This is a genomic window from Paenibacillus sp. GCM10023250 (genome assembly GCF_042653205.1).
Lineage (GTDB): Bacteria > Bacillota > Bacilli > Paenibacillales > Paenibacillaceae > Paenibacillus_Z.
The window spans coordinates 22314-33285 of sequence record NZ_JBHSHY010000052.1 but is presented as its reverse complement, the minus strand read 5'-3'; the positions used below and the strand labels follow the sequence as shown (position 1 = coordinate 33285).

Sequence of the window (10972 nt, the reverse complement as noted above, 5' to 3'; positions counted from 1 at the left end):
TAGCTTGTTCTCCTTAATGAATGCTCGCAGCTGCTCTTTCGTCCATAATCCCATGTGTGCTCCCCAACCTTTCTATTACTTTCATTTTAGTAGGTTTGAGAGTTTACACAAAGTATTTTACAGACTCTATGGAGATGGGGCGGGGTTCGATACCCGTTAAGTTTTTTATAACAGCTCATGAATCATTGGGAAGCGCCCGGCCGATCCGGAAGCGCGCCGACCTTCGCGAAGCCTTATCCATTCAAAAGCCCGTCCGTGCCGTATCGGCCACAAACGGGCTTTCGCGCCTCCAGCGCCGCGCCGTCCCACGCTACGAGCCGAACTTCTCCGCCGCGTCCACCGTATGCTTCAGCAGCGTCGCGATCGTGACCGGCCCGACGCCAGCCGGCACCGGCGTGGTGGCGGAGGCGTTACCCGCGCACGCCTCGTAGTCGACGTCCCCGACGTTGCCGGGATTATAGCCGGCGTCGAGCACGACGGCGCCCGGCTTGATCCAGTCGCCCCGCACGAACTTCGGCTTGCCGACGGCGGCGACCACGATATCCGCGATTCGGACGATGGCCGGCAGATCCGCCGTGCGCGAATGGCAGGTCGTAACCGTCGCGTCCGCGTTCAGCAGCATCGCCGACACGGGCTTGCCGAGGATCGGGCTGCGGCCGATGACGACGGCATGGCGGCCGCTTACGGGCAGCTCGTAGTGCGCGAGGATCGCCATGATCGCCGCCGGCGTGCAGCACGGGAAGTCCGCCAGGCCGAACGCGGTCCGCGCGTAGCCGAGCGTCGTCACGCCGTCGACGTCCTTCTCGATGGCGATCGCTTCGAACGCCGCCCGCTCGTCGATATGCGGCGGCACCGGATGCTGCAGCAGAATGCCGTGCACCGCGGCATCGCCGTTCAAGCCCCGGATGGCCGCGACCAATTCCTCCGTCGTCGTCGCCGCGGGCAGCTCCACGCGGATCGACGCGATGCCGAGCCGCTTGCACGCGTTGCCCTTCATCCGCACGTACGTGGCGGATGCCGGGTCGTCCCCGACCAGCACGGTCGCGAGACACGGGACGATGCCCCGCTCCTTCAGCCGCGCGATGCGCGGCGCGAGCCCTTCCTTGATGCGGTCCGCGACCGCGTTTCCGTCCAATACCAACGTTTCTTTATGCGTCATGCTCCCTCATCCTCTCGCGTAATGGTCCGAAATAAACAGAAAGAGGCAAGGGGACGAATCCCCTTACCTCTGCCCAGGCGTACGGCCGTATCGCGTCGTGCTCCCCCGCGGTTCGCCGCGTTACGCCAGTCACACGCGCTTTTGAATCGATGGTTATAGTATACCGTTCCGTGCGCGCGGCGGGCAACCCGAATCGGAGTCGAAAGGCACAGCCGGTCCCGCCCGAAGCCCGGCGGCGGGAACCCGCCCGAGGTCCGGCGGCGGGCGCCCCGCGAAGCCGGACTAGGCGCGCCGCGTCTGCCGCCCGGGCCCGAGGCCCCGTCCCGCTTCCGGCACGCACCCGCTCCGGGCGACGCCCCCGCTGCCGCCGCCGCTTCGGTCTACTTCGCGAACGTCACCATTTTCGCGTAGGCGTCCGGGTGCATGTAGGTCTGCGCCAGCTCGATCTTGTTCGACTGGAGGAACATCCGCACGAGCGAGCTGCTCGTCTGGATGTCCTTGAGGTACGGCGACAGGTAGACGGTGTCCGCCTTGGTCGCGGTCCGCATGTATTGCTCCAGCTGCAGCTCGTACTCGAGGTCCGTCGAATTGCGGATGCCCCGGATGACGGCCTTCACGGCGTTCGCATTGACATAGTCCGCCACGATGCCTTCGAACGGCACGACGACCGCGTTCGTCACGTGAGCCGCCGACAGCTCCACGAGCTTCGTGCGCTGCGCGAGGTCGAAGTAATGCTGCTTGCTCCGGTTGTTCGCGATGAGGACATGCACCTCGTCGAACAAGGTGCCGGCCCGCTCGATGACCGAGATATGCCCGAGCGTGATGGGGTCGAAGCTGCCCGCGTACACGACCCTCATGCCTGCTCCTCGCCCGGCACGACGGCATCGCGGATCTGCTCGAACGTGAGCGGCGCGTAATCCCAGTGCTCGACGCAGACGTTGAAATGGTGCGCGCCTTCGTATTTTTGCCCGTGGATGTGACCGTGGACGTTGACGTACGGCATGTGCCGGTTCATGTACATCGGCTCGTGCGACAGGAAGAAGAAATCCTGATAGATGATCGGATGCTCGCTCACTTCGTCGAAGCCGGCGTCCAGCCACCACTGCCGCCCGCGCCCCCGGTCGTGATTGCCGAGGATGAGGTGCTTGTACCCGTTCAGCCGCTCCACGATCGCCCGGGTCCGGTCCCGGTTCAGGAACGAGAAGTCCCCTAGGTGAAATACCTTGTCCCCTTCGCCGACGACCGCGTTCCACTTCGCGATCATCGTCTCGTCCATCTCCTCGGCGTTCTTGAATGGCCGCGACTCGAAATCGATGATGTGCGTATGGCCGAAGTGATGGTCCGAGATGAAAAAGGTCTTGCCCATGCGGTTCACGCTCCTTGTCTGCCTTACTCGCCGCCCGTGATCGTCTCGAGCAGATCCTCCCGAAGCGGCGTGAACGTCTCGACGACGACCGTGTCCGCGAGCGCCGTCACTTCGTGCACCGCGCCGCCGGGAATGACGAACTGCCCGCCCGCCCCGGCGACCGACAGCGCGCCGTTCATCTCCAGCTGCAGCCGCCCGCTGACGACGAACGTCAGCTGCTCGTGCGGGTGCGCGTGCGCCGCGCCGACCGCGCCGGCGCGCAGCTTCACCATCATGCTCATGATCGTCTCGCCCGGCGGGAAGATCTTGCGCTCGATCCCCGGCCCGGACGCATGCCATTCGTCAAAACGCGGCATCAGGCTTCGCCTCCCGGCACCAATAAGACTTTCGATACGTGGCCCGGCGCCTTCAGCAGCGTCTCGAACCAGTGCCCGCCTTCGCGCAGCGGAGCTTCGACCACGCCGTCGGCCAGGCCGATGCGGCCCTCCTCGATCCATCGGAGCGCCGTCCGGAAGTTGGCCGCGGAATAGGCGAACGCGCCCGTCATCGTCACTTCGTTTCGGATCGCGACGTTCACCGGGAGCGCGGATTCCTCCTCGTGCAGCCCCGTGAATACCGTGCGGCCGCCGCCCCTGCACGCGAGCACGCACTGCCGGCGCGTCAGGCTCGCGCCGACCGCGTCGATCGCGGCGTCCACGCCGGCGCCGCCGGTCAGCCGCCTCGCTTCCTCCAGCGTATCCGTACCGGACGCCGGGCATACGGTATGCGCCGCCCCCAGCTTGGCGGCGATCGCGAGCCGCTCCGCGTTCATGTCGGCGGCGATGACGCGGCGCACGCCATGCTGCAGGACCGCCTGCAGCGTGAGCAGCCCGATCGGCCCCATCCCGACGATGAGCACCGTATCGGACGGATTCGGCGCGGCCAGCTCCGCCGCGCGGATCGCGCAGGCGGCCGGCTCCGTCATCGCCGCCTGCCGCAGCGTCACCGCGTCCGGCACGGGATAGACGAAGGCGGCCGGCAGCTTCACGTACTCCGCGTTGCTGCCGGGCAGCGCGGCGGACAGCAGCTTCCGCGACGCGCACAGCTGCTGGCGCCCCGTGATGCATGGCTCGCATTGCCCGCACGTGACGAGCGGATTGGCCGTGACGCGCTGGCCGAGCACCCAGCGTCCGTCCGCCGCGGCGCGGCTGCCGATGGCGGCGATCGTGCCGGAAAATTCATGGCCGAATATCATCGGCGGCTTGCGGAGCGAGTTTTTCCCCAAGTACCCGCTGAGCTCCGACCCGCAAATGCCGGAGTACGCCACGCGTATGAGCAGCTCGGCCTCGCCCGGGACCGGCTCGTCCGTCTCCCGGAGCACCATCTCCTGCGGTCCTTCGTAAATCAATGCCTGCATGCGTGTTCCCCTCTCCGCGATCGATTCGCTTTCGTAAAGGTTTGGCAATATTCGGCTTCATTCCTCTTCATGGTAGCACTCCGCCCGCGAAGGCGAAAGCCCTAATCGGGGAGCGCGGGAGAACGCGGGCGGCTCGGTGCGGCAAGCGTCCCGCGGCGGTCCCCCGCCCTCCGGCTCCTTAAAAAAACATTTAAAATCCCCGACAGGAAACGCCACCTCTCGCCGACGGCTTGCCTTACACTGAAGCTAGCTTTTACGAACGCGGGAGGGAAACGATGTTGACTACATACGATGTCATTCTCATTGGAAGCGGCCATAACGCATTGATCGCGGCCGCTTATTTGACGCGCGCGGGGCGAAGCGTCCTCGTGCTGGAGAAGAACGACCGGCCCGGCGGATTTCTGCGCACGGAGGAACTGACTTTGCCCGGCTTCAAGCACGACGTCTATGCCGCCGCCCACCCGCTGTTCCTGACCGGCCCCGCCTATGCGGACTTCAAAGAGGCGCTCGAGGCTCGCGGCCTAAGCTACGTGAACACGGAGCTGCCGACCGGCGTCTCGATGGAGAACGGCGGCACGGCCGTCTTCGCCCGCTCGGGCGAAGACTTGGCCGCCGAGGCCGAGCGGCTCTCCCCCGGCGACGGCGCCGTGCTGGGGCGCATGTTCGAGGAGCTCGCCCCCTATGCGGGGCAGGTGTTCGAGCTGTTCAATCTCGATCTGTCGGGCCCTCGGGCGACCGGGATCATCCGGGAGCTGTTGGCGGCAGCTCCCGGCGCGAAAGGCTATTCGCCGTTCGCCGCATCCGTGTTCTCTACCGCCCGCCAGGCGGTGAGCGGGTTCCGCTCCCCGGTGACGCGCGCCATGCTGGCGTCCTGGGTCACGCATCTCGGCCGCACGCCGGACGAAGTCGGCAGCGGCGTCTGGGTGCCGCTGACGGCGATGGCGCTCATGGGCGGCGGAATGCCGATCCCCGAGGGCGGCAGCGAGCGGCTCGCGCAGGCGCTGGCTCGGCTCGTGCAGGACCAGGGCGGCACGATTGTGACCGGCACGCAGGCGCAACGGATCGTCGTCCGCGGCGGCAAGGCCGTCGCCGTGCGCACGACGGGCGGCGAGGAATACCAGGCGGCGCAGGCGGTCGTCGCCTCCACCGGCCCGGATCAGCTCTATCTGTCGCTCCTCGCGGACGCGCCGGTCGGCGCCGAGCTTCGCGCCCAAGCCCGAAGGTTCCGCTACGGCAGAGGCTGCGTGCAGATCCATCTGGCGCTGAGCGAGGCGCCTCGCTGGCCGGACGCCCGGTTCGCCCGCGTCGGCCAGCCGCATCTGACCGACGGGCTCGACGGCTTCACCCAAGCCATCGCGCAGGGCATGTCCGATCTGCTGCCCGCGAAGCCGACCTTCACGGTCGATTGCCCGACCAATCTCGATCCGAGCCGGGCGCCGGCCGGCAAGGCGATCATGCGGCTCCAAGTGCTGGAGGTACCGTGCCGCCCCCGCGGCGACGCGGCCGGCAGCATCGACGTCGGCGACGGCGCCTGGACGGCCGAACTGACCGAGCGCTTCGCGGAGCGCGTCATCGGCATCGTCGGCAAGCATATTCCGAACGTCCCGGACGCGATCGTCGGCAAATTCGTGGTCACGCCCGACGTCATCGCCCGCTTCAACCCGAATTCCGGCCCCGGCGATCCGTACGGCGGCGCGCATGATCTCGCGCAGAGCTACTTGTTCCGGCCGCTGCCGGCCCAACCGGGCCACCGGACGGAAATTCCGAACCTCTACATGCTGGGCGCGGCTACTTGGCCGGGGCATGGCATCAACGGCGGATCGGGCTACATCGTGGCGCAGCAGCTGCTGGCCGGCGACTCGTAACCGGCCCTTAGGCCGGATCAAGGTTCTTGTCCCCGCTTAAAATATCCCCTCCCGCAGCGCGCGGCTCTCGGCGGCTCTGCTGGAGGGGATTTTGGTATCCCGACTTGCGGTGTCGCGATCAACCGCCGCGGTCAGCCCATGAACCGGCGAAGCAGCGCGGCCAGCCGTTCGGGCCGTTCCAGGGCGAGACAATGTCCGCAATCGAGCATGGCCGGCGTGACCCGCTCCGCGACCAAGCCGGCCACGCGGTGAACGTCCGCGCCCATGAAATACGCGCCGGCGACCGCGATGACGGGCATCGGCAGCTTGCGCCGCATGTGCTTCCGCACGAACGCGACGTTCTCGAAGTCGCTCCGGTAGACGTCGAAGATCGGACGCAGCCCGCCGGGACCGGCGCTGCCGCGCACGACCGCGTCGAGGAGCGGCTCCGTGATCGCGCTCGGATCCTGGCACTCGTCGCGCATCAGCCGCCCCCAAAACTCGCGTTCCTTGCCCGTGATCAGCAGCTCGGGCACGTCCGGCACCGCGAAGAACACGATATGCCAGAACCAGTGATGGGAGTGGACGTTTTCCGGCATCAGGGTCGACCAGTCCTCCAATCCGAGCCCCGGCAGCAGCATTTCGGAGAAGGACAGCTTCTTGACCCGGTCTGGATGCTTGGCCGCCAGCGCGTACCCGAATGCCGCCCCCCAGTCTTCGCCGTGCACGTAATACGATTCGCAGCCCAAGGCAGCCATGAGCTCGGCCAGATCCTCCGCGATCGTCTCCATGCCGTAGCCGCTCCGCGGCTTGTCGGAATCCCCGAACCCGCGAATATCCGGCGCGATGACCGCGAAGCGGTCCGTCAGCAGGGGGAACAGCTTATGCCAGTAGAAGGACGTTTTCGGCGCGCCATGCAGCAGGAGCAGCGGCTCGCCGCGGCCGGCGGTCACGAAGTGCAGGCGGACGCCATTGACCGTTTCCCGCCAATGGACGGCTTTCTTCCCGGCGTGATCGTAGATCGCGCCGGGGTCGAACGGCTCGGCCTGCTGCTCGATGGCGACATGAAGCGTCTGTGCGTGCGCGAAGCGTTCGAACGTCTCGTTCATCGTCTCGCTCTCGAGGCGCAGCCGCTCCCATGCCGCGGGCGTGTGAGCGGACGCCATATAGCGCTTCGCCTGATCCGCCAATCGGCGAAACGCCTCTTCCCAGGCGTCCAGCGACCGCGCGCGCTCCTCCGGCAGCCCGTCCGCGCATCGCAGCGCCGCGATTCGCCGGATGCCGTCGGAGCAGCCGTCCAGGACGCCGAGGCCGATTTGAACGGGATCCCGGTCGGGATAGCGGTCCTGATCCTTCAATGCCGTGCCTCCTTTCGCGAACGATGCTGTCTCTAACCCTATGCGGGGAACAGCCGGGAAATGTAAGCGGCGGCGGCTCACGGGAGGCGCGGGAGCTGGAGCGGGGCGAAGATGATGCGGCGAACGAGGCGCCTCGGCGCAAATTCAGCCGAGTTCCTGTATAATGGTCTCTGGGCATGCGTCGCGCCCCGGAACGCCGCGCGTCCGAGTTGAAGCAGAAGAAGGAGCGGTGAACGAATGCATTATACGTATTTGGGAAAATCGGGATTGAAGGTCAGCCGGCTGTGCCTCGGCACGATGAATTTCGGATGGACGACGGAGGAGCCAGAAGCGTTCCGCATCATGGACGCGGCGCTCGACGCGGGGATCAACTTCTTCGATACGGCGAACCAGTACGCCCTGGGCCGCACAGAGGAAATCATCGGCCGCTGGTTCAAGCAGGGCGGCGGCCGCCGTGAGCGCACCGTGCTCGCCACGAAAGTATACAACGACATGCACGACGACCACGACGGGCCGAACCGCGAAGCGGGCTTGTCCGCTTACAAAATCCGCCGGCATCTGGAAGGCTCGCTGCGCCGTCTGCAGACGGACCATATCGAGCTGTACCAGATGCATCATATCGACCGGAACGCAAGCTGGGCCGAGCTGTGGAACGCCTTCGAAATCGCCGCGGCCCAAGGCAAAATCGGCTACGTCGGCTCGAGCAACTTCGCCGGCTGGGACATCGCGGTTGCCCAGGGCGAGGCGAAGGCGCGCGGGCAGCTCGGCCTCGTATCCGAGCAGCACAAGTACAATTTGCTCTGCCGCCTGCCGGAGCTGGAAGTGCTGCCGGCATCGCGGAGCCTTGGCCTCGGCGTCCTGCCTTGGAGTCCGCTGGACGGCGGCCTGCTGGCCGGCGCGCCGAGCGGCGGGACCGCCCGGCGCAGCGGCGATGCCGAGCGAATCGAGCGGCACCGGACGCAGCTCGACGCGTTCGCCGGGCTGTGCGCCGAGCTCGGGGAGCACGAGGACGTCGTGGCGCTGGCTTGGCTGCTGGCCAACCCGGCCGTAACCGCGCCGGTGATCGGCGTCCGCACGCTGGCGCAATTCGAGCGCTCGCTGCGCGCGGTCGAGCTGCAGTTGGACGAGCCGGCGCTGAAGCGGCTGGATGAAATCTTTCCCGGTCCGGGCGGGGATGCGCCGCGCGCCTACGCGTGGTAACCGCTGGAATAGGGAACAGCCCGCAGGATTGCACCTGCGGGCCGTTTGTTCGTGCCGTATTGCCGCATTTGCGGCTTTCTCGTTCCATCCGCAAGCCGGACGCTGCCTGCCACTTCGCTTGCCGTTTCACCTAACCGTTTCGCCTAACCGTTTCTCCTGGCCGTTTGGACTACACGTCTCCCGGCCGTCCCGCCGTTGCCGAGCTCGCGGGGGCAGCCGGCCGTTTTAGGACGCCGCCACGGTCTTCTCCATGACGAAGTCGTCCATGACGTAGCCGTTCCCGATATCCGCGACTTGTTCCCGCACGGTCCGAAAGCCTTTCTTCTCGTAGACCGCGATGCTGGAGGCGTTGTGCCGGTTGACCGTCAGCCAGATCGCGCTTAAGGACCGGTCACGGCAGAGCCGTTCCAGGAACGCCATCGCTTGGCTGGCGCAGCCCTGCCCCCGATGCTCCTTGGCGACATAGAGCTTGCTCAGGAAGAGCTTGCCCGCCTCCGGCTTGACCGCCAGATAACCGACCGGCGCCCCTTCATGCCGGATCTGGTAATACTCGTAACCTTGCCGCTCGATCTGCTCCGTCATCGCCGGGACGGATTGGAATTTCTCGAGCATGTAGGCGATCTGCTCCATCGAGATGATGGACACATAATATTCCTGCCAGATCCGAGCGCCCAATTGCGCCGTTGCGGCGATATCCTCCGTCGTATTGACGCGTGAAAAGCTAACTGCCATAAGTCCTGCCCGCCTTTGCTAGATTACTTGCTCCGTGCTTTCCTTAAGCTTAACATAAACGGACGGGCGGAGGTTAGCCGGCGCCATTGCCGATCGGCTTGAGGACGCGGGCCGGATTGCCGCCGGCCACCACGTTACCGGGCACATCCTTCGTCACGACCGTCCCGGAGGCGATGACCGCGTTGTCGCCGATCCTGACGCCCGGATTAATGACCGCGCGCCCGCCGATCCACACGTTATGGCCGATGAACACCGGCTTCCCGTATTCCGCGCCGGAGATGCGCGCCTCGGCCTCCAAGGGATGCGTCGCGGTATAGATATGCACGCCGGGAGCAAGGAAGCAATTGTCCCCGATGCGAATCTCGCATACATCCAGGAACACGCAATCGAAATTGGCGTAGAAATTGTCCCCGACATGGAGATTATAGCCGTAATCGCAGCGAATCGCCGGTTCGATATAGATGCCGCGCCCCGTGGAGCCGAACAGCTCCCGGAGGATCCGCTCCCGCTCCTCGTGCTCCGTTTCGAGCGTTTGATTATACAGCCGCGTCAGCCGGCGGGCGTTCAGCCGGTCCTTCGTCAGCTGCGGATCGGCCGCCAGATACAGTTCGCCGCTCAGCATCTTTTCTTTCTCGGTTTTCGGTTGCATCGCGTACTTCCTTTCGTCGATATACATTCGGCCGTTCGGCGCGCCGATAACGTCAGCATGCCCCTTACAGCCATTTCGCAAAAGGTTTGTGAGCGTTATGCAGCCCTCATCGCTGCTTATCCTTCAACAACGCTTGAAGGGTCAGATAAATCGCCCGCAAATAACTGATGATGCATATAAGACCAATGATAAGAACAAAAGTGAGAACTCCCATCGACTCACTCCTTCTGCCGCTTTGTCATTATCTAACGATCTTAAAATCTAGGGGAAGACGATCCTTGCATAGGTTGAGCCGCTCCGAAGATTCGGTCTATCCGTTATCCATGCACTTGCGAAATCGCCACTAATTGGGTACTATTTCCACATAATGAACCATGCGGGAGGGAAGCCGATGCAGCCCAAGCACGTACCCCGTTAAGCCCGCGGCCCTCCATTTGCGCGCTGTGACGATGCCCCCAACTCATAATATAGGGAGATGACCGCGCATGCACACGAATGGACCGCTCGCGATTACGCGTAACGAAAGACTTCAAATCTGCCGGGAGCTAGCTTCCCGGTTACACGAGGTGTATGGAGACCAGCTGCTAGCCGTCGGGGTTTACGGTTCCGTTTCGCGAGGAACGGACAGCCCGTTTTCGGACATCGAGATGTTCGGCGTCCTGCATGACTCCGGCGAGGATGTCGATCTGTCCTACGAATGGTCGGCGGGACCGTGGAAAGCGGAAGTGGACGTCCGCAGCGCGAGCGTGCTTCTCGCGTCCGCCGCTCGGGTCGAAGGCAGATGGCCGCTCACGCACGGACCGTTCTTTTCCCCGCTTTCCTTATATGATCCGCACGGCTTCTTCCCGAGGTTAAGGGAAGCGGCCCAATCGCCCCGGCAGGAAGCGTTCAAGCGCGCCATCGAGGAAGTGCTGGTCGGGGAGATGTACGAATACGCGGGGAAGCTCCGCAATGCCCATCACATCGGCTCGCACGCCTATCTGCCATACTTGGCGATGGAATTCGCCCACTACGGGGCGATGCTGATCGGGCTGCACCACCGGCGTCTGTTCACGACCGGCGCGCTGGTGCTATCGGAGGCGCTGGAGCTCCCCGAGCGCCCGGAGGGATTCGACCGCGTCGCCCGACTGGCGATGTCCGGCGAGCTGAACGATCCCGCTGCGGTCGTGAACGCCTGCGAGGCGTTCTGGGACGGGCTTGTACAGTGGGCCGCGGCACACGATTATACGATCCATAGCACGCGCATCCCGTTTTAATCCTACGGACGC

Annotated in this window: 11 protein-coding genes and 1 riboswitch; of the genes, 3 read left to right on the top strand and 8 right to left on the bottom strand. The window is 65.0% G+C overall.

The genetic code is table 11. The features are described from left to right. Positions 1-310 precede the first annotated feature (310 nt). The 5 genes from ACFPB1_RS24605 to ACFPB1_RS24585 form a co-directional block, all read right to left on the bottom strand. Positions 311-1159 carry a bifunctional 5,10-methylenetetrahydrofolate dehydrogenase/5,10-methenyltetrahydrofolate cyclohydrolase gene (locus ACFPB1_RS24605; RefSeq protein ID WP_379228824.1) on the bottom strand — a complete coding sequence of 283 codons (849 nt, stop codon included), beginning with the start codon at positions 1157-1159 and terminating at the stop codon, positions 311-313. 64 nt (positions 1160-1223) lie between these two features. After that, positions 1224-1301: riboswitch (ZMP/ZTP riboswitch) on the bottom strand. A gap of 238 nt (positions 1302-1539) precedes the next feature. Continuing rightward, on the bottom strand, positions 1540-2016 hold the full coding sequence (coaD, locus tag ACFPB1_RS24600; protein WP_379228822.1) for a pantetheine-phosphate adenylyltransferase: 477 nt from the start codon (positions 2014-2016) through the stop codon (positions 1540-1542). Then, the gene (locus tag ACFPB1_RS24595) at positions 2013-2525 is read right to left on the bottom strand and encodes a phosphoesterase (RefSeq protein ID WP_379228821.1); all 513 of its coding nucleotides are present in this window, start codon (positions 2523-2525) and stop codon (positions 2013-2015) included. Before ACFPB1_RS24595 ends, coaD begins: the two co-directional genes overlap by 4 nt. A 23-nt stretch (positions 2526-2548) precedes the next feature. Then, on the bottom strand, positions 2549-2881 hold the full coding sequence (locus ACFPB1_RS24590; RefSeq protein ID WP_379228820.1) for a cupin domain-containing protein: 333 nt from the start codon (positions 2879-2881) through the stop codon (positions 2549-2551). Beyond that, positions 2881-3921, bottom strand: a complete 1041-nt coding sequence (locus tag ACFPB1_RS24585) for a zinc-dependent alcohol dehydrogenase (RefSeq protein WP_379228819.1) — start codon at positions 3919-3921, stop codon at positions 2881-2883. Before ACFPB1_RS24585 ends, ACFPB1_RS24590 begins: the two co-directional genes overlap by 1 nt. Before the next feature lie 275 nt (positions 3922-4196). On the opposite strand from ACFPB1_RS24585, the gene ACFPB1_RS24580 reads away from it, so the two are divergent. Further along, a complete protein-coding gene (locus tag ACFPB1_RS24580; RefSeq protein WP_379228818.1) occupies positions 4197-5786 on the top strand; it encodes a phytoene desaturase family protein in 1590 nt (529 codons plus the stop codon). Between the two features lie 131 nt (positions 5787-5917). Here ACFPB1_RS24580 and ACFPB1_RS24575 read toward each other — a convergent pair whose 3' ends face one another. Continuing rightward, the gene (locus tag ACFPB1_RS24575) at positions 5918-7123 is read right to left on the bottom strand and encodes an alpha/beta fold hydrolase (RefSeq protein ID WP_379228816.1); all 1206 of its coding nucleotides are present in this window, start codon (positions 7121-7123) and stop codon (positions 5918-5920) included. A gap of 237 nt (positions 7124-7360) precedes the next feature. Between ACFPB1_RS24575 and ACFPB1_RS24570 the strand changes: the two genes are divergently transcribed. Then, positions 7361-8323, top strand: coding sequence for an aldo/keto reductase (locus tag ACFPB1_RS24570; RefSeq protein ID WP_379228814.1), 963 nt, complete (start codon positions 7361-7363; stop codon positions 8321-8323). A gap of 225 nt (positions 8324-8548) precedes the next feature. Here the strand turns inward: ACFPB1_RS24570 and ACFPB1_RS24565 are convergent, their stop codons facing one another. Both ACFPB1_RS24565 and ACFPB1_RS24560 read right to left on the bottom strand, forming a co-directional pair. After that, positions 8549-9055 carry a GNAT family N-acetyltransferase gene (locus ACFPB1_RS24565; RefSeq protein ID WP_379228813.1) on the bottom strand — a complete coding sequence of 169 codons (507 nt, stop codon included), beginning with the start codon at positions 9053-9055 and terminating at the stop codon, positions 8549-8551. Positions 9056-9128: 73 nt separating this feature from the next. After that, positions 9129-9704: a maltose acetyltransferase domain-containing protein gene (locus ACFPB1_RS24560; RefSeq protein ID WP_379228812.1), complete on the bottom strand. Its 576-nt coding sequence runs from the start codon at positions 9702-9704 to the stop codon at positions 9129-9131. Positions 9705-10189: 485 nt separating this feature from the next. On the opposite strand from ACFPB1_RS24560, the gene ACFPB1_RS24555 reads away from it, so the two are divergent. Then, entirely contained in the window at positions 10190-10960 is a 771-nt protein-coding gene (locus ACFPB1_RS24555; protein WP_379228810.1) for an ANT(4')-I family aminoglycoside nucleotidyltransferase, read from the top strand. Positions 10961-10972 lie beyond the last annotated feature (12 nt).